Source organism: Marinospirillum insulare DSM 21763 (assembly GCF_000686905.1).
In the GTDB taxonomy this organism is placed as follows: Bacteria; Pseudomonadota; Gammaproteobacteria; order Pseudomonadales; family Halomonadaceae; genus Marinospirillum; species Marinospirillum insulare.
In genome coordinates, this window is record NZ_JMLW01000004.1 from 44986 (window position 1) to 70378 (window position 25393).

Below are 25393 nucleotides of genomic sequence, written 5' to 3' on the forward strand. Positions count from 1 at the left end.
CCACGGTTTAAACTACCTTGCGCAGTGCATCAATAAAGCGTTGGTTTTCTTCGGGTAAGCCAATACTAACGCGCAGGTGGTTATTCATGCGGTAAGGGCGTAGTGGGCGGACAATAATGCCTTCTTTTAGTAATGCATTGTTAACAGCTTCTGCATCACCCACTTCTACACAAATAAAATTGCCTACTGAGGGTATATAAGGCAAACCTAACTCTCGAAAAGCAGTTTCTAACTGCAACATGCCCGCTTTGTTAGTGACAACTGACTGCTGTAGGTATTCATCGTCATGTAAGGCGGCTAACGAAGCCTCTAGTGCCAAAGAGTTAACATTAAAAGGTTGGCGAATACGGTTTAAAGTTTCTGCAATATTCACAGAGGAAACGCTATAGCCCACACGCAAGGCCGCTAAACCATAAGCTTTTGAAAAGGTGCGGCAAACAATGATATTAGGAAAGTCATTTAGCAGCTTTAAAGTGTCTGGGTAGGCTTGTTCATCAACGTATTCTGAATAGGCTTCATCTAATACAACCAGTACGTTTTCTGGTACACGCTGCATAAATTCACGCAGTTCTTTTTCTGCCAGCCAAGTGCCCGTTGGGTTGTTAGGGTTGGCTACAAAAACTAGGCTGGTGGTTTCATCTATGGCCGCGGCCATGGCAGGCAAATCATGCCCCCAGTTTTTAGCAGGCACCACCTTATGCACAGCACCCATAGCCTGGGTTGTAATGGGGTAAACGGCAAAACTGTATTCGCTATACACTGCACTACGCCCGGGTGCTAACCAGCAGCGGCCAATTAAATCTAATAAATCATTCGAGCCATTACCCAAAGTCAGTTGGCGCGTGCTTAAATCAAACTTTTTAGCTAAAGCAGCTTTTAAACGGTAGCCGCTACCATCGGGGTAACGAGTTAGCTCTTTTAACTCTTGTTGAATCGCTGCCAAAGCTTTAGGGCTAGGACCTTGTGGGTTTTCATTACTGGCCAGCTTTACAAGAGTCGCTGGGTCTAGGTTCAATTCACGGGCCACTTCATCAACCGGCTTGCCTGGCTGGTAGGGCATTAAACCTTGCACGCCTTCATTGGCGAGTTTAAAAAAATCACAGCTCATCTAGTTATACTCTTTTCAGTCAATTGCTGGTTATAAAACGCCTTGAGGATAAGAACCTAGCACTTTCATATCTGCAGCATTCTCGCCTACTTCTTTTAATACTGGCTGAACCCGCGCTTCATCAATATGCCCATTAAAATCAACAAAGAACACATAGTTCCAAGCACCTGAACGGCTAGGGCGGCTTTCAATGCGGGTTAAGTCAATTTTATGTTTATTAAAAGGTTCCAGTATTTGATGCAGCGCACCTGGTAGGTTACGCATAGAAATCATTAGTGAAGTTTTATCATCGCCAGATGCAGGTACTGTTTCACGGCCAATAATTAAAAAGCGTGTCGAGTTATCTGGTGTGTCTTCAATATTTTCTGCTAGGCGTTTTAAACCGTATAAATCCGCCGCCATATCGCCAGCAATAGCGGCTGAGTGCCATTCGCTTTTTACTTTGCGTGCGGCTTCTGCGTTGGAAGGCATGGCTACCCGCTCAGCACCCGGGTAGTGGGCATCTAACCATTTACGGCACTGGGCTAAAGAGGAAGTATGCGAATAAATAGTAGAAATTTTATCGGGTCGGGTATTTTCACCTAATAATAAATGCTGATGAATACGCAGCACTACTTCGCCACTAATTTGTAGGCCTGAGTCCATAAAACTATCCAGCGTATGGCTTATCACCCCTTCGGTGGAGTTCTCGATGGGTACAACACCATAATCAACCGCACCCGCTTCTACTTCACGGAAGACTTCATCAATTGCCGCAAAAGGTACAGAAATGGCCGAATGACCAAAATGCTTTAGCGTGGCCTGCTGGGTAAAAGTACCCTCTGGCCCTAAGTAAGCTACTTTAATGGGGCGCTCTAGCGCCAAGCAGGCCGACATAATTTCGCGGAACAAACGGGCTATTTCTTCGTTGGATAAAGGCCCTTGGTTGCGCTCCATAACAGCACGCAACACCTGCGCTTCACGTTCTGGACGATAAAAAACCGCATCTTTACCGTCTTCAGCTACTTTAACCTGAGCCACCTGCTGCGCACATTTGGCACGTTGGTTAATCAGCTGATGCAACTGCTGGTCTATTTGGTCAATTTCTTTTCTAACGTCTGCCAAATCTGGCAGTGATTTACCCTGAGTCATTCAGGCTTAACCTCTTGTTTTAGCAAAGTCATTCATAAATTCAATTAGCGCATCTACCGCTGCTTCGGGTACGGCATTATAAATACTGGCACGCATACCACCCACGCTACGGTGACCGGCTAGGTTTAGTAATCCAGCATCGTCTGCCTTAGCTAAGAAAAGCTTATCTAAACTGGCATCGGCCAAACGGAAAGGCACGTTCATAATCGAACGGTTTTCTAATGCGACTGGATTGCTATAAAAGTCGTTAGCATCTATCGCAGCATAGAGTTTGGCTGCTTTACGCTGGTTAATGTCTGCCATCTTTTCAAGACCGCCAACATCATTTTTTAACCAATCAAACACTAAGCCAGAAAGATATAAAGCAAAGGTGGGCGGCGTGTTATACATGGAAGCATTTTCAGCACACACCTTATAGCTAAACATGGTGGGAATTTCTGCTTTGGCTTGGTCAAGTAAATCATCACGTACAATTACAAGCGTTAAACCGGCAGGGCCAATATTTTTTTGAGCGCCAGCATAAATTAAACCAAACTGGTTAATATCTGTAGGCACGCTAAGAATATCGGACGACATATCACAAACTAGCGGCACATCACTGGTAGGAAGATAGTCAAACTCTAAACCGCCAATGGTTTCGTTGCTGGTGTAGTGTAAATAAGCGGCATCGGTACTGGTTTGAATTTCAAACTGACGTGGCACTCGGCTTAAACCATTAACTTCAGCGCTGCTACCCGCCAAATGTACTGGCATATAACGCTCGGCTTCTTGAATGGCTTTTTTACCCCAAATGCCCGTATTTATGTAGTTAGCTGTACCACCCTTGCCGCCTAGGTTTAAAGGCACCATGGCAAACTGGCTGGAAGCACCGCCCTGCATAAATAAAACTTTATAGTTAGCAGGTATTTTTAATAAATCACGCAGGTCGGCTTCGGCTTTATTGGCAATGCTGACAAACTCATCGCTGCGGTGACTCATTTCCATAACAGACAGGCCCTTGCCTTGCCAGTCTAGCATTTCATCACGCGCTTGCTTTAACACTGCTTCAGGTAAGGCCGCTGGGCCAGCACAAAAATTGAATTTACGGCTCATGGATAAGGCTCTTGTCGATAAAAAAGTAAGAAAAATTGCCAACAATCATACAGTAAAAAGCAGCTTGTCGCTGCTATCTGTTAGCAGAATGCATTAGCAGCGGCACATCGACTAGGCAAGAAAAGAATCAATTTACAAAATAAGCAGCTGATCTGCCAAGGCATCGGCATCGGCTTGCCTATGGGTTACTAATAACGCAACTCGGCCAGAGTTTTTTATTTCTGCCTGCAACCACTGGCCAGCCACTTGGCGTAGGTCGTCATCTAAGGCACTAAAAGGTTCATCTAGCAAAACCACTGGCATGGGTCGCAAGACGCTGCGAATTAAGGCAAGGCGCTGCTGCTGTCCACCCGAAAGCTTGCTGGGTAAACGCTTTAATAAAGGCGTTACTTCTAACAGTTCACAAGCCACTAATACCTGCTGCCATTGTTCTGAGCTAGGTTTGCCTTTGTTAAAGCCTAGTTTTAAATTTTGCTCTATGCTGAGGTGTTCAAAAAAATTCTGCTGCTGAAATAAATACGAAACAGGACGCTCTTCTGGCGGCAGGCTTTCTATGGCTTGCCCGTTAACCAAAATACTACCCGAAGCTACTGGCAAAAAACCCGCTACAGCATTTAATAGCGTACTTTTACCGCTACCACTGCCGCCCATAATCACCACCAACTCACCGGCCTCAACCTGCAAATGATGCTGCCAAGTTTGTTCGCCTAGCTTTAACTCAAGATGGTTTATTTTTAGCATTGAGCCTCACTCGTTTTATAAGTCACTTAAGTCACTTAAGTCACTAAGATAAACCAAAATCAAACTAACTGATTTGCTCAAGTAGCTTAACAAGAATATAATGCATTATATTGTACTTAATTTTGTACAAAAAATCACACGAGGCTTACTATGAAAACCAATTTAATTTTAGCCGAAAAGTCCGTAAGTATTTCTGCATTACGTAGTAACCCAGCTCAATACTTTGTAAATGAGCCAGTGGCTGTACTTAACCATAACAAGCCCGCTGGCTACTTAGTAGGGGCAGCTTTATTTGAAGAGATGGTTAACAGGCTAAGCGTCTTAGAAGAATCCCAGGCCTTTATAGGTCGCTTCCAGCCTAGAGGCGCTGAGCTTGCTGAGCTTTGTAAAAAGGGTGCAGATTTAATGCTAGAAACAACCCAAGAAGAAATGGCGGACTTTGCTGAGTGATTCGTGTTTTTAGATATACACTCACAAGCTAAAATTAGTAATGTTATGCGAAAGATTGGTGAGCAGGCAGAAATTTTTCGCATGAAGTATTAATTTCTTACAAGCTCTTGTTTCACTTCCTTTCCAACAGCATTAACCCTATAAAAGCCAGACCCAGAAGCCAAAGCCGCTGCAGCTAGTAGCTTCTTGCTACAAATGTGGCGCAACGCTACAATCGTAACTCCACACAAGGAGAAAATTATGTCTACCACAAGCATCAGGCTCGACCAAGCACTCGTAGAAAAAACCTCCATCATGGCTAAGGCTTTTAGCAGAACAACACCTAAGCAAATTGAACATTGGGCAAAAATTGGAGAAATGATGGAGGATAATCCTGATCTTCCCTACGAGTTTGTTAAGCAAGCCATTATTGCCCAAGCAGAAAAAGAAGCAGGTAAACTTGAGGAATATACTTTTGGCTAGAGTAAACCGCATTTTACAAACACCAAGCTTCAAAAAAACGGTTAAAAAGCTGCACACAATGACACCTTCCGCAAGTTTGCTCGCCTAGCTTTAACTCAAGATGGTTGATTTTTAGCATTGAGCCTCACTCTAAATTGCTTCTAAATTCTTAACCTAAGATTATTCACCACTTCATCAATTAGAGCCTTTGGAACTTGGTTATCTATTGCAAGTTTGTTCCAACCTGCTATTTTTTCAATGGTTTCATCAAGTACATTATTAATAAAATGACGATTAAAAAGTGGACTCAGTTTTTCTAGCGAATAAAAGTCTTTACGCACAAAATCATCACGTTTACCGTTTAAGCTCATCCAGTGGCTATTTACCCACTTACTACCAGGTTTATAGCTATAAGCTAAATCATAAGCAGGTGCTAAAACCCACTTATCTTCTTGCAACATAAAACCAAAGTTCTTTGCATGATCATCATGATTGCGAGCTACGATATTGAATACCATACGCCGAAATAGCTGCTCAGCATCAACAGCAGTTAACTTCAGCTTCCTTAACACACCAAAAAGCTCAGCATAGGAAAAAGAACCTGGCTTTTTATAATCAACATGCGCAAGACCATTAAGTGTTTGCACATGAACTTTATCATTACCCATTCGATCAAAGCGTTGGGTAATAAAATGCCTGCGGTGACCTTCAGCTAATAAGTAACAAGGCATCATGTCAATACCGCACTCTTTAGCCAGTAGGTAGTACACATATTCCATCGCACCGAAACCCAGTGGGTCACCAAAGGTTTCTTGGTATTTATTCTGCTCGCTAACACCATCAAACTTCATTAAGTAATGTGTAAACCCTTCAGGTGCAGCTACTTGCCCAGAACGTGCTTCAGTAAAATCCGTATTGAATGCCAGCACTGCTTTTGGTCTTGCCCCACCTGCGCTCATACCCACAGACACTAGTGAAAGCATTGCCTCTCGATCATCTTGGTTGTTGTTATTGAGTTCTACAGAAAAGTCACTACGCGTATTTAAAATGTCTTGAGCAATTGAAACAAGAGAATCGACTTCGACTTCCTGTGATGCGTTAAGACTTTTAATCTGGGTGGCTGGCTTATATTCAAGCGCACCCATGCCACGTGTTCCAGTGTATTGTAGACGTTGCAAAGGCGTAATAGTATTTGGTGATTTGCCACGCATCGCCATCCACGCATTTAGTACGGCATTACCAAAATCATCCGGCAGAGAATCGGCAATTAAACCAGGCAGGCCTTTAAAAGTATTAAAGTCTAGCTCAGGAAAACTATAAATACGCTGTGCTAAAGGCATTTTTAACGGTGATAGCTCAATCCCTGTTTTAATAAAACTTGGCGCATACTCAAAAGCACCCAAGCCTGTTTGGGTATCGAAGCTAACTGCACCTACTTCCTGCTGCTTGAAGTGGACTGAGAGAACTTCAATTACCATTCTGACTCATCCTCTTCTTCATCAGGACTTTTTTGACCAGAAGCACGTTGCCGCTGCCGACCTTGCAACTTAGCAAGTTGGATAGGAGATATTTGCTGTTTAGGCAGGAAAAGTTCTAAATGTTCCGTTAAATTTAATGCAACCAAAATGGCCACAAACACTTCAAGCTGAGCTTTACCTTTTTCTGCATTTATTACTAGCCTACGATTAATGCCAACCGCTTTAGCCACTTCAGCCTGAGTCACATTCTGATTCAATCGTGCTTGCTTTAAGCGTTCACCTAGCTCTTCTGCAATAGCTGTTATCGACATTTTAGAAAGGCTCATAAAGTACCTTTTAATACACTTAATAACCATAAAAAGCTTTTAAGTGTAGAATATAGCACTTTATATACTCCGTCAAAACTCACTTCCTTTCCAACAGCATTAACCCTATAAAAGCCAAACCCAATAACCATAACGAAGCCAAGGCCGCTGCGGCTAGTTGGTAACTGCCTGCTAGTTCGTAAATTAACCAAGGCAGGGTGGTGTAGTTAGGCTGTCCAAAAATACCAAATATTGCAAAGTCACCTAAGGTTAATACCAAAGAAATTGCGGCAACTCTTTCGAGCGCTGGCTTTAAATAGGGTAAGACAACTCGCCACCAATACATCCCAAAAGGTAAACCTAAACTAGCAGCTAGCCGTTGGTAATTAACTTGGTAGGTAAATACCGCAGGTTTTAGTTGTGAAAAAGCAAAGGGCAGCGCAATGAGTGCATTTAACCAAATAATGGCTAGCCAGCCCCAATCCATCCAGTTTATAAACGGCATAAAGAAAATATACAAACCCACACTAAGCACCATGCCGGGAATAATTAAATGATGTAGCGCCGCTAAGGCGGCTAGGCGGGTTATAAACCCCTCTAAACTGTTGGTTTTTTTGGGCAGGTAGGCCGGTTGAGTGCTAGACATCCAACTTAGCTGCAAAGCCATTAATACAGCTAATAAACTAGCGGTTAAAGCAAATAACAAAGACCAGCCACTGGCTTTAAGTAGTTTTAACCAAGGTAAACCTGCTAAACCTTGGCTAATGGCTGTAGGCAATAAACCTAACACGGGCAGGGTTAAATAAAGCGCAATGCACAAATAAAAGCCTCGCCCTAACCAGCGAGTAAATAAGTTAGTCGCAGGTCGCCAAGTTTGTCCACCGCTGGCTGGTGCTAACCATTCTAACTTGCCCCAACGGTTAAAAAACCAGAACAAGCTGCCTGCTACTATTAGCTGGGTTACGGCTAAAAATAGCGCTTCAGATGGGTTGAAGTTGTATTTTAAAGCTTGAAATATTGCCACTTCCAAAGTGGTTGCCGCTGGGCCACCGCCTAAAGCTAACACCACTGCAAAGCTGTTAAAGCATAACAAAAAAATAAAACCTAATAAGGCAGGCAATACACTACGCAGAGCTGGCCATTCCACCAATAAAAATCGCTGCCAGCCTTTTAGTTGTAACTGAGCGGCCATTTTCCAAACACTAGAAGGAATGCTGCCCCACTGAGAGGTTAAAACTCGAATCGCCAAAGGTAGGTTTAAAAATACATGCGCCAGCAGAATGCCGGTTAAACCATACAGCGACCAACCTTCACCAAAAACCAAATTCAGAAAAGGCGTTAGCCAACCGGTAAAACCAAACATCACTACTAGACCAGTAATTAAAATTAGGCTTGGCATCACAAAGCACAACAAGCACCAGCGCAAAAAAGTTGCTTTAGCGGGTAGTTGTTTATCCATCACCAAAGCCCTTGCTAAAGGTAGCGCCAGTAACACGGAAATAAAGCTACTTAATACTGCCTGCCAAAGGGTAAATTTTAAAACCTGCCAAAACCAAGGGTCTTGCCAAAGCTGCACTTGAGGCGCAGTTTGCCAGCCTGTTAGCGCCAGCAAAGCTAGGCCACTACTTCCTAGCAATAAAGCTAGTAGCAGCACCAAAAAATACTGACTGAATGAAAGTGACTTCACCCTTAACGGCTAACCGCAGAACGCCATTGGCGAATCCAAGCTTGGCGTTGTTGGTGAATTTCTTCTGGCGTAAAACCTATCGCTTTAGGTTGAATCAGTTGTGAAAAAGCATCGGGCAGTTCCACCCCTTCACGAACAGGCAGCATCCAGTTATTTACGGCAATAATCTGTTGGGCTTCTTCACTTAATAAAAAGGTTAAAAACTGTTTACCTAGTTCAAGCTGTTTAGAAAACTTAGTTAAAGCCGCCACTTCCACTTGCCTAGCATGGCCTTCACTAAACAGCACTGCAGCATAACGGTCTGATTTTTCAGCCATTAAATGGTAAGCCGGTGAGCTGGAGTAGCTCAGCACATAATCCGCTTCACCCTGTAAAAATAAGTTATAGGCTTCAGACCAGCCCTTGGTAACTGTAACAGTACGTTGGCGCATTTTTTGCCAAGCTTGTTCGGCTTGCTCGCCATAAATGGCCTGCATCCAAATTAACAAACCTTGGCCTGGTGTGCTGGTGCGTGGGTCTTGGTAAATAATTCGTGCATTGCTATTTAACAGTTCAGCCATAGAATGAACTGGCTGTGTTTTTTGGCGATCATAAACAAAAGCAAAATAACCTAAGTCAAAGGGTATAAAGTCTGCCGCTTGCCAGTTGAGTTCGGGTTTTAATTTTAAATCGGCTAAATTTAAACCATGTGGTTGTACTAAACCTAAGCTGCGTGTTTCAGTCATTAACGCATCGTCTAGGCCAACCACCACATCGGCTTGGGTATTTTTACCTTCTAAACGCAAGCGATTTAATAAACTAACGCCGTCATCACTGCTGACATAATTCAGTTTGCAGTCGCATTGGTCTTCAAAGGCTTTTTTTAGCTTAGGTCCTGGCCCCCAATCGCTGGTAAAAGAAGAATAGGTATAAACATTTAAGGTGGCAGCGGATAAACTGCCAATAAAGAACAAGGGCAGCAGCAGAAAGCTACGCCATAAAAAATAAGAGAAGTATTGCTTCATGATTAAAATTACCTTGTCCATCCCACTCCCTACGCTGGTATTAACCAGATCAGGTTCAGCGGGTAGATTTTCTCAGCCACACAAGTACAAGCCGTGGGCACCCCGATGAGACAGACCTATTCTAACCTAAAAACAACTTTGCAGCTGCCCGACTTGCCCGCTGATTATCGCCCTTTAAAAGCACCCGAATTTTTTGCTGAAGGTACCGGTAATAGCCACTGGCTGATTACTAGCCCTGTGGGCAAGTTGGTATGGCGGCAATTTGGGCAAGCACCAGGCGTAGACCACCAACGAGAAACAAAACTGTTAACCTGTTTACAAAACAAAGCTTGGGTGCCACGTTTATTGCTGGTTGCTGGTGATTTGGGCGTGTTAATGCGTTTAGCTGAAGGCGAGCACCCTAAAACTAACGAGCTAAGCAATACCGCAAGGCAAAGACTGATCACCCTAGCTCTTGAGCTATGGCAAAACCCTTGTCCTATCGCGCCACAAAATTACCCACAACTGCTGAATAGTTATTGGCAGCTTGCTGGTAGCAAAACAGACAACCGCCCTTTATTAGAGCAGCTGGTTTATGAAAGTTTACGCTGGCCTACTAGCTGTTATCGCTTAACCCACCATGATTTGCATGCGGGTAATCTGTTACTGAATAACGACCGATGGATATTGCTCGATTGGGAATATGCAGCCTTAGGAAACCCTTGGCTAGATGCAGTTTCTTTAGATAGGTTTATGCACTTAACTGCCGACGAAAAAGCACAACTAGAAGCAGCCTTGCCACCCCTAGCTGTTTATACCAACCCTTGGCGAAGTCTAGGTCGCTGGTTAACAGATCTAGATTCATTGTGGCAAAAGGCTTTAAAAACAAGCTAGGTATTAAAACCATGATCCAACACAGCTTTAAAACTAGTGTTTCTTTATTAACTCAGATTACCTACAATCAAAACTTATAAATAAACTTTAAGAGACAACACTATGTATTGGTTTACACTCATCATACCTGTGATTTCAGCACATTTTTTGGCTAAGTATTTATCAAAAATAGCAAATGTTAGTAATCAAAACTTCTATGGTGAAGCAATGGCAATTCTAGTTACTATCCAGTACCTATCATTTTTTATTGGTAAAATAATATAAACATTTATGATGTTTTTATATTACTGCATCCCCATTTCTTTTAGTTTAGTTTTAACACCCCTATGAAACTTTGTGACTTGCTCTTTAACAGCATTATTACGACACTCATCCATATCTTTTATCATTTTAATGTATGGTGCTAGCAACCCTTTCTGTTCCATATTGAAAGCTAACTTAGCATCATCTTCTAAAGAAATATCTTCATCATTAACATTAGGATTCAAGATTCTAGCTAATTCCAAACTATGATAAGAGTTTACTATTATCAACTGTTCAGGATTATATGCTCCACACTTAGCTATCAACCATTCATCATAAAAAGCTGATCTAACCCCAAACTCCTCGTTAGCTTCTACTGCAGTTAGTAAGTCCACTTCATTTGATGGTGCTTTAAAAATACGTTCGATAACCTTATCTGGAACCTCTATTTCTTTCAAGTACTCAACACTATCCTTTGTAAGCTGAACATATTTTTTTTGAGCCTCATATAAAGAGAGGCTTGAAAAATACCCATGTTCATACCTAGGTCGATGAAGTCCTATTTCACCTATAGCAATCCTATCTACCCCTGCTGCCCATATAAAAACACATGCACTATAACACTGCTTATCTGTCCATACAGGCACATTGCTCAATCTAATAAAACGTCCTATTTTAATTGCCTCTTGAATATTTCCACCATAAGATGATATAAGAAACATATTTGGCGGCTCATCTAAATTAGAAAAAAGTAATGCAACTTTTTTTGCATCTCCCTCCTCTATAATTCCATCCATAATAAAAACCCCACCATTTGAAGATATCTCCAATGCGTAAGATTGTTTAGAAAACACAACAATTAAAATAAAAAAAACCAATCTCATATTGATAGCATCCCTTTAGCCACTTAGATTCAAATTTAAAATACACAATAATAAAAAACCTTAACGCCCATCTATACATATCAAGCCCTAATTGATTAACAAGCATCCACTTCTTTGTTTTTAACTATGCCTAATTTCAAAGCATTGGTGAATTTTGCTGTTGCGCTCAAAATCTGGGTCTAGCGTTTGATGGGTAATGTCTTTAACTTCATACTTTTCTAAAATTTCTGGGCTAATTTTAAAGCCACGCAAGTTATTAGAAAAAATCAGCAAGCCATCGGTGCTTAACCGCTGCATGGCTAAATCGACTAACTCTTCTTGGTCGCGCTGTATATCCAAGGTGCCTTGCATACGCTTAGAGTTAGAAAAAGTAGGTGGATCCATAAAAATAAGGTCGTAAGCATTGCTTTCTTGCTTTAACCATTCACGGCAATCGGCTTGTACACGGGTATGCTTTTTCAAATCCAGTTTATTTAAGCGCAGGTTACGTTCTAACCAATCTAAATAAGTTTTAGATAAGTCTACACTGGTGGTATGAATGGCTCCGCCTACAGCTGCATGAATGGTTGCTGCACCCGTGTAACAAAAGAGGTTTAAAAAGCGTGTGCCTTGGGCTTCTTTAGCTAGACGCAAACGTATTGGCCGGTGGTCTAAAAAAATTCCTGTATCTAGGTAGTCAGTTAAGTTCACTAACAACTCTACCTGCCCTTCAACCACAGGAAAAAACACCCCTTGGCCAGCAAACTTTTCATATTGCCTTTTACCGGTTTGTTTACGGCGGGTTTTTAAATGAATTTTGTTGGCTGCCACTTCAAGTACACTAGGAATGGCTTGCAGCGCTTCCATTAAACGCTTTTGCGCCTTGCCTTCATCAACGCTTGCAGGGGGTGCATATTCTTGTACATGCACCTGGTCGTTATACACGTCTATGGCTAGGGCGTATTCAGGCATATCGGCATCATAAACGCGGTAGCAATTAATATTCTCGCGTTTTACCCAGCGTGAAAACTTCTTTAGGTTTTTAGCTAAGCGATTAGCAAACATCTGTGCGCCTTCACTTAACGGCCTAACATTAATAGAGGTTTCAATGGGGTCTTGGGTTTCAGTAACTTCATTAACCTGCTTTACCTTCTTAATAGCAGGGCTAGTACCCGCTTCAGGCACTTCAAATAAATATAAGCGGCAATCTAAGGTGGCATTGTTAATGGGGTAGCTTTTATAAGGTTTAAGTGGAATGCGGTAAGCCAGTTCTTGGTTATTGGTGTACAGCGCAAATTTCCATTGGGCATAATCTTGGCAAACTCGCTGACCTAAGTCAGCATACAGCTTTGCTAGCTGCGGTAGGTTATCTAAACGCTCACCATAGGGCGGGTTAGTAATTAACAAGCCTCGCGCTGCAAAAGCAGGCGGTAATTCGTTTAAAGGTCGCACAAACAAGCGCACCTTGTCTAACAGGCCAGCACGTTCTAGGTTATCTTTTGCCATAGCAATAACCCGTGCATCTTGGTCACTGCCTTCAAAATTTAAAATTTTATTTGCTCCAGCAGCGCGTCTGGCTTCGGCTTCTTCCACCAAAGCCTGCCACACACTTGGCTGATGACCTAACCAGGTTTCTAAACCATGCCAAGGGCGCAACAAACCCGGTGCAACGTCTAGCGCGATAAAAGCAGCTTCAGCTAACAAAGTTCCCGAACCACAGAAGGGGTCAAACATTACGGCTTCTTCAGCTTCTGCAACCATCGCAGGCCAGCCAGCACGTAACAGCAAAGCAGCCGCCAAGTTTTCTTTTAAAGGGGCTAAACCTGCCTGTAAACGGTAGCCTCTTTGGTGCAAGCTAACACCACTTAAATCTAAGCTTAATACGGCTTTTTGGCCTTTATCAAAACGTAAATGAAAACGCACATCGGGGCGTACTTTATCTACTGAAGGGCGGCGATCTTGCTGCTGTTTGAAGTAATCAACAATGGCATCTTTCACTCGTAAAGCCGTATCGTGGCTATTGCGTAAGTGCGGTGTAGTGCCAGACACTTCCACAAATAAAGTACCATCACCTAACAGGTGTTCGCTCCAATCCACCAAGGCCAGCCAGTTGCTTAATTCCTCTGCTGTTTCAACAAAAGCGGTATCAATTTGTAACAACACACGGTTAGCTAAGCGGGACCACAAAATAGCGCGATAGGCACTTGCTAAACTAGCCTGCCCTGTTACCCGCCCCACCCTTGCGCGAGCATCTATAAAGCCCAGGGTTTCTAGCTCTTCAGCCAGTAGTTGTTCTAGGCCGCGTGAACAAGTGGCATGAACGGTATAGGTAGCATTTAAGGATGTCATGGTAACGCCTTTTATGGTGGAGCAATTATATTGAACAATCGGAAGTGCAATAACGATAAATAAATAAAGCTATCAATCTTAACTCTTCTAGCTTATCAATAGAGATGAGGCATTCAAGTGACCTGCCGTAGAAGAAAGCACCATCTTAACAATAAACAAGAGGCTGTACTCTATGAAGCGTCAAAAACGTGATCGTACCCAAAGCGTTTATACTCGTGGTTACAAAGTTGGTTTAGCTGGGCAATCAAGAGAGAAATGCCCTAATCAACAAGACGACCTACGTACTAGTTGGATGAATGGCTGGCGAGAAGGTCGAGAAGACCGATGGTCAGGTATGAATGGCGTATCTGCTATTCATAAAAACCCCGCTGTTACCCTCGGCAGCTCCTGATACCTTTTAAGGTTCATTCCTATATAGTTCGATCACTCCGCATTGAACAAACTCACTTAGAACCCATGCTTAAGCATGGGTCTTTTGCTTTGGTAGCTTCATCCTTCAGGATCATGGATAATACCGCACTAATCGAATGAAGGATTTCTTTAATGTGGTTTAAAGCCTTACGTATATATCAGGCGCGTAGCAAGCAGCCTTGGAGTAGTGACTCCTTAGAATCAGCCCTAGCAACTAAACCTTTTCGCCCTTGCACCAGCAGTGAAGAAAGTACCGCTGGCTGGGTTTCGCCATCGAATAGTTCCATGCTAGTGCATAGCCAGGGTGATCACTGGCTAATTAAATTAAAAATAGAAGAAAAAATTCTTCCAGCGAGTGTTGTGCGTGAACAATTAACTGAAGAAATTGAGGCCTTAGAAGCTGCTGAGAATCGTCGTATAGGTCGTAAAGAACGCAAAGACCTAACAGACGAAGTGCGTTTAAGCCTTTTACCTAAAGCTTTTACCCGTTCACGTTATGTTTGGGTGTGGTTAGACGGTAAAAACAACCGCATTATGCTAGACACCACTACCGACAAACAAGCAGAACTAGCCTTAAATTTGCTGCGTGAAGGTTTGGGCAGCCTGCCAGTGATTCCTTTAAATACGCAGCTAGCACCTGTACAAGTCATGACTAATTGGGTAGCTAAACAACCACCCCAAGGCATAGAATTACTTGATAGCTGCGAACTTCGTGACGCAGAAGACGATAAATCCATTATGCGTTGTCGAGGACAAGATTTAGCCAGTGATGAAATTCAACAACTCTTAGCTGCAGATAAACGCGTAACCCAGCTAGGCTTAAACTGGCAAGAGCAATTGAGCTTTACACTCACTGACAGCCTAATGTTAAAAAGCTTAAACTTTGCAGAAGAGCTATTAGAAGAAGCTGCAGATGTTAATCCAGATCAAGACCCTTTAGTTGCACTGGATGCTGAATTTATTTTAATGAGCAATACTTTAAGCACGCTAATTGACCAACTGGTGACTTACCACCAGGGCCTAAGTGATAACCTACAAGCAGACGAATAATAAAACCTGAGGTTTGTTGTAACGATGGAAACCAGCTTAATGAATGCCTCTCCCGAGGCCTTTGACGAAATACGCCCCTACCGTGATGAAGAAGTCCGCGAGGTGGTTGAACGGCTAACCAAAGATGCTGAGTTTAAAAAGGCTATTTTGCGTTTTAAATTTCCTAAACTAGCCAATTCGCTACTTGCCTTACCCTTGGCTTGGTTAGTAGGGCGTGAGCTGAGCAAACGTTTAGCAAAAATTAATACAATACATGACCTACAAGTTTACGTTGAAAGCTATATGGCTGAAATGATCGCCAACACCACTCAAGGCTTTAGTGTCGAAGGCTTAGAAAATCTAAAAGCAGATGAAAGCTATCTATTCATTAGTAATCACCGTGATATTGCTATGGATCCAGCCTTTGTAAACTATGCCTTACACGTTAAAGGTAGGAACACAGTACGCATTGCTATAGGTGACAATCTTTTAAAAAAGAACTATGTCAATGATTTAATGCGTCTAAATAAAAGCTTTATCGTTCAACGTTCAGCTAAGGGTGTCAGGCAAATGATGGCTGCCTTTAACCTCTTATCTCGCTATATTCATCATAGTATCAAAGAAGAGAACCATTCTATTTGGATAGCTCAAAAAGAAGGCCGAGCTAAAGATGGTATCGACCGAACAGACCCTGCCATTATTAAAATGTTTTATATGGCAGAAAAAAAATCGGGTAAATCCTTTGGAGAGTGCATAGCTGGTTTAAAAATTGTACCCGTTGCACTCAGTTATGAATACGATCCACTAGATATAGACAAGTCACGCGAACTCGTTCAAATAGAACAAGAAGGTCACTATGCTAAAAGTGAATTTGAAGATATAACCAGCATTGCTCAAGGCATTGCAGGGTTTAAAGGCAAGGTGCAAGTGGCTTTTGGCCAACCGTTAGGAAAGAACTATGCCGATGCTGATGCAGTCGCTGCTGAGGTAGACAGGCAAATACGTCAGCTTTACAAACTTTACCCTAGCAACTACCTAGCCTTAGAAGCTTTAAATGAAGCGGAAGATTTTACGATTCCTACATTTGATGCACGCACTAAAGCTGAATTCACTCAACGCCTAGCCACCTGCCCTGAAGATTACAAACAACAATGGCTAAAGCTCTACGCTAACCCAGTTAAAAACTACCTAGGTAGGCTTTAATAGCAAGAAACACTTCCAAACAGGTAATAAAAATGCCTAACAATCGAGCAGCAGAAACACGCGCTGCACACAAGGTTACTTTAATAGGCATGCTAGTTAATGCCCTCAATGCCTTAGCTAAAATTTTAGTGGGTGTTTGGGCTAACTCTAGCGCGCTGATTGCAGATGCCATTCACTCCTTCTCTGACTTACTTAGCGATGCCTTAGTGTTAGTCGCCACGCATTTTGGTCGCCAAAAGCCAGACGAAGACCATCCTTATGGGCATGACCGCTACGAAACCCTTGCTACACTGTTACTTGGAACTATTTTAATTGCTGTAGCAGGTGCTTTAGTTTGGGATAGCCTTAGACGCTTACTTCAGCCAGGCGAACTCATTATACCTGGCACTTTAGCCCTAGTGGTTGCAGCTGCCTCGGTATTAAGTAAAGAATGGATTTATCGCTACACCTTAAAAATAGCCAAAAAAATCAACTCTAAACTGTTAGAAGCCAATGCTTGGCACCACCGTACCGATGCGCTCTCATCCATAGTGGTGTTTATTGCCCTGCTTGGTAGTTTGTTTGGTTTTAGTTGGTTAGATCAGCTAGCAGCTGTAATAGTAGGCATTATGGTCGCTAAAATGGGTGCCGAGCTTATTTGGGAAAGCTTAAAAGAGCTAGTAGACACTGCCCTACCCGCAGAAGAAACAGACAGAATTTATAGTGCCGCTAGAAGTATTCCGGGTGTAAGAGATGTTCACCACTTGCGTACTCGTACTATGGGAAGCCGTACTTTGCTAGATATTCACCTACAAGTTGCTCCCTACTTAAGTGTTTCTGAAGGCCATGAAATTGGTGTTTGGGTAGCTAGAAAGCTACGCGATGACTTTGAGCACATTTCTGATGTTACCTTTCATATAGACCCAGAAGATGACGAAGAAACTGATAACCCAGATCCAGCCAATATGCTGCCTTTACGCCCTAATATTATGGCGCAGTTGCATAGCTGCTGGCAGGGTGACGAAGACTATGAACGACCCCACCACACTACCTTGCACTACCTAGACCTCAGCATAGATGTTGATCTGTTTTATCCAGCCGATCAAATAGAAACCTCACAAATTAGTGATTTTGAAACACGCTTAAAAACCAAGGCAGAGCACCTACCTTGGTTGCGTGATGTAAAAGTGTGGGTGGGCTATATCACCCCTAGAGAAACCGCTAAAAAGCAAAAAATTTACTGTGTTAAAGAAATATAGGTTATAACCATGAGAATACTACACACCATGCTTCGTGTTAGTGACTTAGATAAGTCTCTACATTTTTATACTCAAGTGATGGGTATGCAATTATTGCGTACTAGCAAAAATGAAGACTACCGTTACACCTTAGCTTTTGTTGGCTATGGTAATGAAGCTGACACTGCTGTGATTGAACTCACTTATAACTGGGATACAGACCAATACGATTTAGGCACTGGTTATGGGCATATCGCCATAGAAGTAGAAGATGTATATAGCAGCTGTGACAAACTGCGAGCGGCTGGTGCAAAAATTACCCGTGAACCTGGGCCTGTACTTGGTGGCAGCACTGAAATAGCTTTTGTTGAAGACCCAGATGGCTACAAAATAGAATTAATTGCCAGCAAGGGTGCTGGTCAAGGCTTAGAAGGTTAACTGATGACTGTAATAACCCCCAGAAGCTAGCTTTTGGGGGTTATTTTTTTAGGTGTTTAAGACCAGCAAAGTTTAAATAGAGCGGGCAATCTTTTCCATTTCTTGCCCTGCTTTTGCTACTGAAGCACTCTGCTGGGTAATTTCAGACGTTTCATTTTGCAAAACAGCAACAGCTTCTGCTAGATGAATTATATTGCTATTCACTTCTTCCATAGTAGTCTGCTGCTGAACAGTTGTGCTTGCTATTTGCAAATTCATCTGCTCTAACTGGCTAACAGCCTGTTGAATGTCTGTCAGTGCCTGCTCTGCTTCTTTTGAATACTCTACAGTTTCTGTGGCTTGTTTAGCACCAGCATCCATAGTGCTAATTGCTTGTACAATTAAGCCTCTTAGGTTCTGAATAACATCTTGTGTACGTTCAGTCGATTCTCTAGTTTGCTCTGCTAGGGTACGCACTTCATCGGCTACCACAGCAAAACCTCGACCATGCTCACCCGCACGCGCAGCTTCTATTGCCGCATTAAGGGCTAGTAAGTTGGTTTGCTCAGCAATGCTAGTAATGCTATCAAGCACTTCACCTATTTGCTCACTAGAGTGGTGCAACTCTTGTAACTCTTTAGCAGCATCACTAATACGGTCAGACAAGGCACTAATTTGCTTCTGGTTATGAACCAAAGCTTCATGCCCTCTATTAGCCTGCTCTTTAACCCGAACACTATCATCTGAGGCAAGTTTTGCATGTTGAGCAACCTCCTCAAACGTTTGCGTCAGCTCACTGGCTGCTGAAGCCACTTGATCCATTTCTTGTGACTGCTTACTTACTTGCTGACTCAGTGTTGAACCAGTGTTTTCTAGTTGGTTGGAAGCCTGAGTAAGCCCTTCTGCCACCTGAACAATGCTAGAGACTGAACCTCCTAACTTTTCCATAAAAAAGTTAAAGTTATTAGTGACTGCACGTATTTCTTTTGGTCCTGTCGCAATAAGACGAGCATTAATACCCTTATCGTCACTCACAAGGTTTTGCATTGCTTCTGCCAGCTTAGTTATAGGTTTGGCCTGCGACAAACTAGAAAGCACAATTAACACAACAACCAGCCCTAAGCCAAACAACATAACCAAAACCAGTGTAATTGAAAGGCGATTAGCACTGGCATAAAGTTCAGTTGAAGGAACAGAAACACCAAACGTCCAGCCAGGAGTGTTGGCGATTTGTGTAAAGATCATGGTGACTGACTCACCTTGAATATTAAGAATGTCACCCGTACCACTTTCGCCTGCAATCATACGCTTGCCATGGAAATCTAAACCAGTAAACCCACTTTTATCGGCGTCAGTTACATTGATAGTCATACGAGCTTTTTCTGAAGGGTGAGCAACTAATAGTCCTGTACCATCGGCTATCCATGCATAACTACGGTCAGTTAACTTAGTTTTATCGGTGATTTCACTTAACATTTCTAAGGTTACAGTTATTGCTAAGGCACCCACAATATTGCCTTGTGGATCTTTCACTACTTTTGCAATAACAGAAATAGGCTGCTGAGTAGCAGTAGAAATAACAGGATTGGTTAAAACTTCAGCTACACGGCCACTAAGTAGGTCTTTAACATACTGGCGCTTACTAAGGTTGGCTTGCCCCATTTTTCCATCTCTGGTTACAAAGGTAGCCTCGAAGTTAGTATCAACAAAGAAAAGCATTTCTGCTAATTTCAACTCGGGTATATTGCCCTTAAACCAAGCAGGTAAATCCTTTTCTCTAGTAGCTGAAGCAAGTAACGGTGCTGTTGCAAGTACCGCTACTTCTTCTTGTAAACCATTGAGAATTGCCGCTACCTCTGCAGCATGACCTTGCACAACCTGCTCACCCGATTCGAGCATAATATGTGAAGTCTCTGACTTTATTTCATTATAAATCCAAACAGTTAAACCACCCATCAACACAATAATGGGCAGCATAACAGTCACAAGCATCTGGGTTAGCAGTGGTGTTCCAGATGTAGAAGCTACAGGGGTGCTTGGGTTGGGCATATCTAACTTTCTCCTTGTTTTACAGCTAAGTGTTGTTTTTTTAATTTCTGTTTAGATAACTAATTGTTACATTTTATGCAAAGGACATACATAAGTCGACTTGAATCCACAACAAATATTAGCCTAAAAAGCACAAAAGGCCAGACTCTTTAAAGCCTAGCCTTTTATTTATTAGTAAAACTTACTCTTTTTTCTTGGGTAAGCTAGCTAACTTTTTCACCACCCGCTTGTTTGTCAGCATGGTAAGAGGAGCGTACTAAGGGGCCGGAAGCAACGTGTTTAAAGCCCATTTTATAAGCTTCTTCACCTAACCAGTCAAACTCTTCTGGCGTTACCCAGCGGTCTATCGCTAGGTGATTTTTAGAAGGCTGCATGTATTGGCCTAGGGTTAGCATATCAACATCGTGGGCGCGTAGATCACGCATTACTTCTAAAATTTCTTCATTGGTTTCGCCTATACCTAGCATTAAGCCAGACTTGGTTCTTACCTCTGGGCAACGTTCTTTATAACGTTTAAGCAGGGTTAGTGACCACTGGTAATCGGCACCTGGGCGCACTTTACGGTAAAGGCTAGAAACGGTTTCTAGGTTGTGATTAAACACATCTGGTGGTGATGCCTCTAAAATATCGAGTGCAATATCCATACGACCACGAAAGTCAGGCACTAGCACTTCAATTTCTAGCTCGGGTCTTCGCACACGCAGCTCGCTAATACACTGAGCAAAATGATCTGCACCACCATCACGCAAATCATCTCGGTCGACAGACGTAATCACCACATACTTTAAATCCATTTCAGCAATAGCAGCTGCCATTTCTCTGGGTTCATCTGGGTTTAATGGGTTAGGGCGACCTGTAGCCACATCACAGAAAGGACAACGGCGGGTGCAAATATCACCCATAATCATAAAGGTTGCCGTTCCACCATGGAAACACTCACCCAGGTTAGGGCAAGAGGCTTCTTCACAAACAGTGTTTAAATTATGTTTACGTAGGGTTTCTTTAATACGCGCCACTTCAGGTGAAATGTGCATTCTCACTCTCAGCCAGTCTGGCTTAGTGGGCAGCGTTTCAGTTGGAATAACTTTTATGGGTATACGGTCAGTTTTATCAGCGCCCCGTAGCTTTTCACCTTGGATAACTTTCTTTTTCTGAGTGCTCGCGGTCATACCGACTCCTGCCCATGTAAATAAGTAATGTTTGTGTGGCCTAAACGGCGAATAAGGATTGCTAAAAGGGCATCTTGTGCCTGTTGAAAACTGCTAGTGGGTACTAAGTCAATTAAACGTGCTACTGGCATTCCTGCATAACCGCAGGGATTAATGCGCTGAAAAGGACTTAAATCACAGCTCACATTAAAACTTAACCCGTGAAAGCTGCAGCCGCGGCGTATTTTTAAACCCAAGGCAGCAATTTTTGCACCAGCAGCTGAGCCTTCTTTTAAATACACGCCAGGTGCATCAGGTCTGGCTTCTGCTGAAACACCTAAACTAGCAAGGTACTCAATAAGACTGTCTTCAATTAGGTTAACTAAATGACGTACACCATAATTAATACGACGTACATCTAACAGCAGATAAATAACTAACTGACCAGGGCCATGCCAAGTAACTTGACCACCCCGATCAACTTTAACTACAGGTATATCACCTGGGTTCAGTAGGTGTTCTGCTTTGCCTGCCTGACCTTGAGTAAACACTGAGTCGTGTTGCACTACCCAGAGTTCATCAGTGGTTGCTTCATCACGAGTGGCAGTAAAGTCTTGCATAGCCTGCCAAACAGGTAGGTAAGGCTGTTGACCTAACAACCTAATGTTTAATGGCATTAAAGAACCATCTGTACTCGACCCGTGTCTTTCAAACACTGGTGCAACTTAAATAAGTGGTCTTCACTTTCTGCCTGAATGGTTACCCGAATGGATTGATAGCGACCTGTTCGGCTATCAACCACACTAACAGTTTCTTGCTTAAAGCTAGTTTCAGATTCAGCTAAAACATCTAGAATGCATGCTTTAAAATCTGGTGCAGCTGTACCCATTACTTTAATGGGGTAATCACAAGGAAACTCAATTTTTGGCGGGTTATCTAAGGGACAAACGCTAGGGTTTTGCATGGCATCACCATAATTCTGACTAGTTTAATCAAGTATAACGCTTCTTAAGCTGTTAGTGCAGCCTAAGAAGCTTAGAGGTTAACTAAAAAGGTTAATAAAAAACATCACTAGGCTATGCCAAAGGCTTTTAAAGAAGCCTGCTTTGTCGATATTGTCTAAGGCTACCAGTGGTTTTTGGGTGATAATATCATCACCTAAGCGTACCACTAACCTACCTAGCTGATCACCCGCACGAATAGGTGCTTGGATATTTGGGTTAATCTGCATATCCGCATTCAGCTTATCAACATGGCCGCGAGGTAGCGTTGCATAAAGGTCTTCGGTGACACCTAGCTGCAAGGTATCCTCTACACCCTTCCAGAGTTTGACTTTATTTAACACTTGGTATTGTTCATATAAACGCGTGGTTTCAAAGTACCTAAAACCATAAGTTAAAAGTTTCTGGCTTTCTTGCGCTCGCCCTTCTTCACTGCGTGCTCCCATAACCACGGAAATCAAGCGCATTCCCTTATCTTCTGCTGAAGCAGCTAAACAGTAGCCTGCTGCATCTGTATGGCCTGTTTTTAAACCATCCACTGTTTCATCACGCCACAAAAGACGATTACGGTTAGACTGGGTAATGTTGTTGTAAGTGAACTCTTTTTCCGAGTAGATTGCATAGTGGTCAGGGTAGTCTTGAATTTTAACCTGTGACAAAAGTGCTAAATCTCTAGCACTTGAGTAGTGATCGTCTTCTGGCAAACCAGTTGAATTTCTAAATTGGGTGTTTTTCATGCCTAGTGCACGGGCATGCTGGTTCATCATATCTGCAAAGCTTTCTTCACTGCCTGCTAGGTGTTCAGCCACGGCAACCGAAGCATCATTACCTGATTGAATAATAACGCCTCTCAATAGGTCACTTATAGAAACATAGGTTCCTTCTCTAATAAACATACGCGAGCCAGGCATGCGCCAAGCTTTAATGCTTACTCTTACCTTGTCTTCTAAGCTGACATTGCCTTGTTTAAGCTCATATTCAAGCAGATAACTAGTCATCATTTTAGTTAAGCTAGCAGGTGGAATGCGCTTATCTGCATTGTGTTCGGTAATAACCTTGCCACTATTGGCATCAATTAATATCCAGGCAGTAGCTGATAACTGTGGGGCTGCAGGAATCATGGGTTGAGCTTGAACTAGCGTACTAGCCAGTAGAGCAACAATTAAAACGCCACCACTAAAAAAACTCATCACCAATCTTTTAAAGCTTAAAACAAACATTTGATGGTCAAACCTCTTTTAAAAAAATCATAATCACTAACTTTTAACTTAATAGCGCACCATTAAGGGACGGCCTAAATCGGTTGCTTCTAATTGCTGGATTGCAGTTTGCACTGAGTTACCTTGTAAGGGTCCTACCTGAACTCGGTAGAGGGTAGGCGCACCCTGAGACAACACTCTTACTGGAGCCTGAGTAAGCTTACGAACTCGATGCTCTAGACGCTTGGCTGCTTGAGCATCACCTAAGGCGGCGACCTGTAAAAAAACACTGTTTTGTGAAGCATTAGAAGCCACTAGTCGATTGCTCTGGGCTTTTTTTGCTTGCCACTGCACTGGATCTATGGCTTCTACTTTAACTCTAGCGGTACCCGTTTTAATCATATCTAGGCGATAGGCTGCAGCATAAGATAAGTCAATAATACGGTTACCAACAAAAGGGCCACGATCATTAACCCTCACGATTACTTGGCGATTATTATCTAAGTTGGTTACTTTTACATAGGTCGGCAAAGGCAGACGTGTATGGGCTGCACTCATGGTGTACATATCATAAACTTCACCATTAGAAGTTAAGTGACCATGAAATTTTTTACCATACCAAGATGCAGTACCCGTTTGTGTAAAGCCTCGGCTAGAATTTAATACTCGGTAAGACTGACCAAAAACCACATAATTAGAGGCATTACCTCCTCTACTTTTAGGTTCTACTTTAGGTATAGCGTCTGGAACACGCGAAACATCAGGTGGATTAGAGGGCAAGCTATCGATACGTTGCGTATAGCGACCTTTACCTGAGCTAACAATTCTATCTTCTAAAGTGTAGACACCTTGCCCTTTATTATAGGCACCATAAACCCCGCCACCTTTACCTACCGAACAAGCGGTTAAAAAGAAAAGAGTGGGTAGCAAACAAAGTAAATATAAGTTAATTCTTAACGCTTGCATGAGTTAGTTTCGTAAAGCCTCGGCTAGTTCATAAACGGCTAATGCATACATTCGACTATGATTGTAGCGGGTGATCGTATAAAAGTTCTGCCTTCCCAAAAAGTAAACCTCGCCCTCTTCTAGTGCAAAAGCCATAGGAATAACTTCCAAATCATCTTTGAGCTTTTGATTAGCAGGGATGATTCCTGCCGATTTAGCCTCACCCAAAGTGACGCGATTAAAACGGTTCAATCTAAGTTCGGGTAGCTTTTTATCTGATTTGAGTGTTTTAACTGGCTCTACTACTGGCTGATCTTTTTGCCAGCCATGCGCCACAAAGTAATTAGCAACCGAGCCTATGGCATCCACTGGGTTAGTCCAAATATCGGCAAAACCATCGCCATCATAATCGACAGCAAAGTCACGGTAGCTAGTAGGTATAAATTGCGGGTAGCCCATAGCACCAGCGTAAGAGCCCATAGGTAAAAGTGGGTTTAAACCTTCTTTATTAGTTAAGTTTAAAAACTCAACCAACTGGCCTCGGAAAAACTTAGCCCTAGGTGGATAATCAAAAGAAAGGGTAGCTAAGGCATCGATAACTCTATGGCGACCTTTGTTACCACCATAATAGGTTTCCACACCTATAATGGAGGTAATCACTTCTGCTGGCACACCGTATTCCTGCTCTGCACGCTTTAAAGCAGCTGCATAGTCAGTCATAAATTTGTGACCTCCAGCTATACGCTTAGGGGTAATAAATATTTTTCTGTACTCGTGCCAACCTAAAACCCTTTCTGCAGGCTTAGCAATTAAATCCAGTATATCTTGACGTTTATTGACCTCTTTAAAGACTGCTTTTAAATGAGCTCTGTCCATTTGATGCTCATTTACCATTTCTTCTATAAACTCAGAAACATCTTGGCGTTGTGCAGGATTATAATCACCAGCATGTAAGTGACTGACTAGTAAGAAACTCAACAACGTACAACCTAAAAGACGCAAAAACATT

At 42.6% G+C, this 25393-nt stretch carries 25 protein-coding genes and 1 riboswitch; of the genes, 8 read left to right on the forward strand and 17 right to left on the reverse strand.

All coding sequences use genetic code 11. From position 1 onward, the window contains the following. Window positions 1–7: 7 nt before the first annotated feature. The 4 genes from hisC to BP27_RS0101745 form a co-directional block, all read right to left on the reverse strand. Complete coding sequence (gene hisC / locus BP27_RS0101730; protein WP_027850071.1) at window positions 8–1108, reverse strand: histidinol-phosphate transaminase; 1101 nt, start codon at window positions 1106–1108, stop codon at window positions 8–10. Between the two features lie 30 nt (window positions 1109–1138). Beyond that, window positions 1139–2239, reverse strand: coding sequence for a prephenate dehydratase (gene pheA / locus BP27_RS0101735; protein WP_027850072.1), 1101 nt, complete (start codon window positions 2237–2239; stop codon window positions 1139–1141). A 6-nt stretch (window positions 2240–2245) separates the two neighbouring features. Next, window positions 2246–3331, reverse strand: a complete 1086-nt coding sequence (gene serC / locus BP27_RS0101740) for a 3-phosphoserine/phosphohydroxythreonine transaminase (RefSeq protein WP_027850073.1) — start codon at window positions 3329–3331, stop codon at window positions 2246–2248. 132 nt (window positions 3332–3463) lie between these two features. Next, window positions 3464–4072 (reverse strand): ATP-binding cassette domain-containing protein, encoded by a 609-nt coding sequence (locus BP27_RS0101745; RefSeq protein ID WP_027850074.1) that lies wholly within the window; start codon window positions 4070–4072, stop codon window positions 3464–3466. A 150-nt stretch (window positions 4073–4222) separates the two neighbouring features. Between BP27_RS0101745 and yafN the strand changes: the two genes are divergently transcribed. Both yafN and BP27_RS0101755 read left to right on the forward strand, forming a co-directional pair. After that, entirely contained in the window at window positions 4223–4522 is a 300-nt protein-coding gene (yafN, locus tag BP27_RS0101750; RefSeq protein WP_027850075.1) for a type I toxin-antitoxin system antitoxin YafN, read from the forward strand. Between the two features lie 240 nt (window positions 4523–4762). After that, entirely contained in the window at window positions 4763–4984 is a 222-nt protein-coding gene (locus BP27_RS0101755) for a TA system antitoxin ParD family protein (protein ID WP_027850076.1), read from the forward strand. 140 nt (window positions 4985–5124) lie between these two features. Here the strand turns inward: BP27_RS0101755 and BP27_RS0101760 are convergent, their stop codons facing one another. The 4 genes from BP27_RS0101760 to thiB all read right to left on the reverse strand — a co-directional run bounded on the left by BP27_RS0101760 (window position 5125) and on the right by thiB (window position 9458). Further along, the gene (locus BP27_RS0101760) at window positions 5125–6441 is read right to left on the reverse strand and encodes a type II toxin-antitoxin system HipA family toxin (protein ID WP_027850077.1); all 1317 of its coding nucleotides are present in this window, start codon (window positions 6439–6441) and stop codon (window positions 5125–5127) included. Then, window positions 6435–6767: a helix-turn-helix transcriptional regulator gene (locus tag BP27_RS0101765; protein WP_027850078.1), complete on the reverse strand. Its 333-nt coding sequence runs from the start codon at window positions 6765–6767 to the stop codon at window positions 6435–6437. The genes BP27_RS0101760 and BP27_RS0101765 overlap by 7 nt, the downstream gene beginning before the upstream one ends. Before the next feature lie 79 nt (window positions 6768–6846). Next, on the reverse strand, window positions 6847–8433 hold the full coding sequence (locus BP27_RS0101770; protein ID WP_036239098.1) for an ABC transporter permease family protein: 1587 nt from the start codon (window positions 8431–8433) through the stop codon (window positions 6847–6849). Between the two features lie 2 nt (window positions 8434–8435). After that, window positions 8436–9458: a thiamine ABC transporter substrate binding subunit gene (thiB, locus tag BP27_RS0101775; RefSeq protein WP_245597798.1), complete on the reverse strand. Its 1023-nt coding sequence runs from the start codon at window positions 9456–9458 to the stop codon at window positions 8436–8438. Further along, a riboswitch (TPP riboswitch) is annotated at window positions 9447–9552 on the reverse strand. (Overlaps the previous gene by 12 nt.) Between thiB and BP27_RS0101780 the strand changes: the two genes are divergently transcribed. Next, complete coding sequence (locus BP27_RS0101780) at window positions 9543–10310, forward strand: phosphotransferase (protein ID WP_027850081.1); 768 nt, start codon at window positions 9543–9545, stop codon at window positions 10308–10310. (Overlaps the previous riboswitch by 10 nt.) Before the next feature lie 284 nt (window positions 10311–10594). Here the strand turns inward: BP27_RS0101780 and BP27_RS0101790 are convergent, their stop codons facing one another. Together BP27_RS0101790 and rlmKL are read right to left on the reverse strand one after the other, a co-directional pair. After that, window positions 10595–11437, reverse strand: coding sequence for a COG3904 family protein (locus BP27_RS0101790; protein WP_027850082.1), 843 nt, complete (start codon window positions 11435–11437; stop codon window positions 10595–10597). A gap of 120 nt (window positions 11438–11557) precedes the next feature. Next, on the reverse strand, window positions 11558–13765 hold the full coding sequence (rlmKL, locus tag BP27_RS0101795) for a bifunctional 23S rRNA (guanine(2069)-N(7))-methyltransferase RlmK/23S rRNA (guanine(2445)-N(2))-methyltransferase RlmL (RefSeq protein WP_027850083.1): 2208 nt from the start codon (window positions 13763–13765) through the stop codon (window positions 11558–11560). 172 nt (window positions 13766–13937) lie between these two features. Between rlmKL and rmf the strand changes: the two genes are divergently transcribed. The 5 genes from rmf to gloA all read left to right on the forward strand — a co-directional run bounded on the left by rmf (window position 13938) and on the right by gloA (window position 18063). After that, window positions 13938–14156: a ribosome modulation factor gene (gene rmf / locus BP27_RS0101800; protein ID WP_027850084.1), complete on the forward strand. Its 219-nt coding sequence runs from the start codon at window positions 13938–13940 to the stop codon at window positions 14154–14156. 152 nt (window positions 14157–14308) lie between these two features. Further along, the gene (locus tag BP27_RS14880) at window positions 14309–15226 is read left to right on the forward strand and encodes a recombination-associated protein RdgC (protein WP_051610135.1); all 918 of its coding nucleotides are present in this window, start codon (window positions 14309–14311) and stop codon (window positions 15224–15226) included. A gap of 39 nt (window positions 15227–15265) precedes the next feature. Further along, complete coding sequence (locus tag BP27_RS0101810) at window positions 15266–16408, forward strand: lysophospholipid acyltransferase family protein (RefSeq protein WP_245597799.1); 1143 nt, start codon at window positions 15266–15268, stop codon at window positions 16406–16408. Between the two features lie 32 nt (window positions 16409–16440). Then, a complete protein-coding gene (locus BP27_RS14885) occupies window positions 16441–17646 on the forward strand; it encodes a cation diffusion facilitator family transporter (RefSeq protein ID WP_051610138.1) in 1206 nt (401 codons plus the stop codon). Between the two features lie 9 nt (window positions 17647–17655). Continuing rightward, a complete protein-coding gene (gene gloA / locus BP27_RS0101820; protein ID WP_027850086.1) occupies window positions 17656–18063 on the forward strand; it encodes a lactoylglutathione lyase in 408 nt (135 codons plus the stop codon). A gap of 72 nt (window positions 18064–18135) precedes the next feature. On the opposite strand, the gene BP27_RS0101825 is transcribed toward gloA, so the two are convergent. The 7 genes from BP27_RS0101825 to mltB all read right to left on the reverse strand — a co-directional run bounded on the left by BP27_RS0101825 (window position 18136) and on the right by mltB (window position 25392). Then, window positions 18136–20091 (reverse strand): methyl-accepting chemotaxis protein, encoded by a 1956-nt coding sequence (locus BP27_RS0101825; protein ID WP_027850087.1) that lies wholly within the window; start codon window positions 20089–20091, stop codon window positions 18136–18138. Between the two features lie 203 nt (window positions 20092–20294). After that, entirely contained in the window at window positions 20295–21260 is a 966-nt protein-coding gene (gene lipA, locus BP27_RS0101830) for a lipoyl synthase (protein WP_027850088.1), read from the reverse strand. Next, window positions 21257–21916: a lipoyl(octanoyl) transferase LipB gene (gene lipB, locus BP27_RS0101835; RefSeq protein ID WP_027850089.1), complete on the reverse strand. Its 660-nt coding sequence runs from the start codon at window positions 21914–21916 to the stop codon at window positions 21257–21259. Before lipB ends, lipA begins: the two co-directional genes overlap by 4 nt. Next, the gene (locus BP27_RS0101840) at window positions 21916–22203 is read right to left on the reverse strand and encodes an HP0495 family protein (protein ID WP_027850090.1); all 288 of its coding nucleotides are present in this window, start codon (window positions 22201–22203) and stop codon (window positions 21916–21918) included. The genes lipB and BP27_RS0101840 overlap by 1 nt, the downstream gene beginning before the upstream one ends. A 78-nt stretch (window positions 22204–22281) precedes the next feature. Continuing rightward, window positions 22282–23430, reverse strand: a complete 1149-nt coding sequence (locus BP27_RS0101845) for a D-alanyl-D-alanine carboxypeptidase family protein (protein WP_245597800.1) — start codon at window positions 23428–23430, stop codon at window positions 22282–22284. Between the two features lie 78 nt (window positions 23431–23508). Next, window positions 23509–24405, reverse strand: a complete 897-nt coding sequence (locus BP27_RS0101850; protein ID WP_027850092.1) for a septal ring lytic transglycosylase RlpA family protein — start codon at window positions 24403–24405, stop codon at window positions 23509–23511. Window positions 24406–24408: 3 nt separating this feature from the next. After that, window positions 24409–25392 (reverse strand): lytic murein transglycosylase B, encoded by a 984-nt coding sequence (gene mltB / locus BP27_RS0101855; RefSeq protein WP_027850093.1) that lies wholly within the window; start codon window positions 25390–25392, stop codon window positions 24409–24411. Window position 25393 lies beyond the last annotated feature (1 nt).

What these genes read in the sequence shown, in the direction of transcription:
- BP27_RS0101845 (WP_245597800.1), bottom strand. Translation starts at nt 23,430, where the DNA reads ATGAGTTTTTTTAGTGGTGGCGTTTTAATTGTTGCTCTACTGGCTAGT.
- BP27_RS0101765 (WP_027850078.1), bottom strand. Translation starts at nt 6,767, where the DNA reads ATGAGCCTTTCTAAAATGTCGATAACAGCTATTGCAGAAGAGCTAGGT.
- lipA (WP_027850088.1), bottom strand. Translation starts at nt 21,260, where the DNA reads ATGACCGCGAGCACTCAGAAAAAGAAAGTTATCCAAGGTGAAAAGCTA.
- BP27_RS0101755 (WP_027850076.1), top strand. Translation starts at nt 4,763, where the DNA reads ATGTCTACCACAAGCATCAGGCTCGACCAAGCACTCGTAGAAAAAACC.
- pheA (WP_027850072.1), bottom strand. Translation starts at nt 2,239, where the DNA reads ATGACTCAGGGTAAATCACTGCCAGATTTGGCAGACGTTAGAAAAGAA.
- BP27_RS0101810 (WP_245597799.1), top strand. Translation starts at nt 15,266, where the DNA reads ATGAATGCCTCTCCCGAGGCCTTTGACGAAATACGCCCCTACCGTGAT.
- mltB (WP_027850093.1), bottom strand. Translation starts at nt 25,392, where the DNA reads ATGTTTTTGCGTCTTTTAGGTTGTACGTTGTTGAGTTTCTTACTAGTC.
- thiB (WP_245597798.1), bottom strand. Translation starts at nt 9,458, where the DNA reads ATGGACAAGGTAATTTTAATCATGAAGCAATACTTCTCTTATTTTTTA.
- rmf (WP_027850084.1), top strand. Translation starts at nt 13,938, where the DNA reads ATGAAGCGTCAAAAACGTGATCGTACCCAAAGCGTTTATACTCGTGGT.
- BP27_RS0101780 (WP_027850081.1), top strand. Translation starts at nt 9,543, where the DNA reads ATGAGACAGACCTATTCTAACCTAAAAACAACTTTGCAGCTGCCCGAC.
- BP27_RS0101825 (WP_027850087.1), bottom strand. Translation starts at nt 20,091, where the DNA reads ATGCCCAACCCAAGCACCCCTGTAGCTTCTACATCTGGAACACCACTG.
- BP27_RS0101745 (WP_027850074.1), bottom strand. Translation starts at nt 4,072, where the DNA reads ATGCTAAAAATAAACCATCTTGAGTTAAAGCTAGGCGAACAAACTTGG.
- rlmKL (WP_027850083.1), bottom strand. Translation starts at nt 13,765, where the DNA reads ATGACATCCTTAAATGCTACCTATACCGTTCATGCCACTTGTTCACGC.
- hisC (WP_027850071.1), bottom strand. Translation starts at nt 1,108, where the DNA reads ATGAGCTGTGATTTTTTTAAACTCGCCAATGAAGGCGTGCAAGGTTTA.
- lipB (WP_027850089.1), bottom strand. Translation starts at nt 21,916, where the DNA reads ATGCCATTAAACATTAGGTTGTTAGGTCAACAGCCTTACCTACCTGTT.
- BP27_RS14885 (WP_051610138.1), top strand. Translation starts at nt 16,441, where the DNA reads ATGCCTAACAATCGAGCAGCAGAAACACGCGCTGCACACAAGGTTACT.
- BP27_RS0101850 (WP_027850092.1), bottom strand. Translation starts at nt 24,405, where the DNA reads ATGCAAGCGTTAAGAATTAACTTATATTTACTTTGTTTGCTACCCACT.
- BP27_RS0101840 (WP_027850090.1), bottom strand. Translation starts at nt 22,203, where the DNA reads ATGCAAAACCCTAGCGTTTGTCCCTTAGATAACCCGCCAAAAATTGAG.
- serC (WP_027850073.1), bottom strand. Translation starts at nt 3,331, where the DNA reads ATGAGCCGTAAATTCAATTTTTGTGCTGGCCCAGCGGCCTTACCTGAA.
- gloA (WP_027850086.1), top strand. Translation starts at nt 17,656, where the DNA reads ATGAGAATACTACACACCATGCTTCGTGTTAGTGACTTAGATAAGTCT.
- BP27_RS0101760 (WP_027850077.1), bottom strand. Translation starts at nt 6,441, where the DNA reads ATGGTAATTGAAGTTCTCTCAGTCCACTTCAAGCAGCAGGAAGTAGGT.
- yafN (WP_027850075.1), top strand. Translation starts at nt 4,223, where the DNA reads ATGAAAACCAATTTAATTTTAGCCGAAAAGTCCGTAAGTATTTCTGCA.
- BP27_RS14880 (WP_051610135.1), top strand. Translation starts at nt 14,309, where the DNA reads ATGTGGTTTAAAGCCTTACGTATATATCAGGCGCGTAGCAAGCAGCCT.
- BP27_RS0101790 (WP_027850082.1), bottom strand. Translation starts at nt 11,437, where the DNA reads ATGAGATTGGTTTTTTTTATTTTAATTGTTGTGTTTTCTAAACAATCT.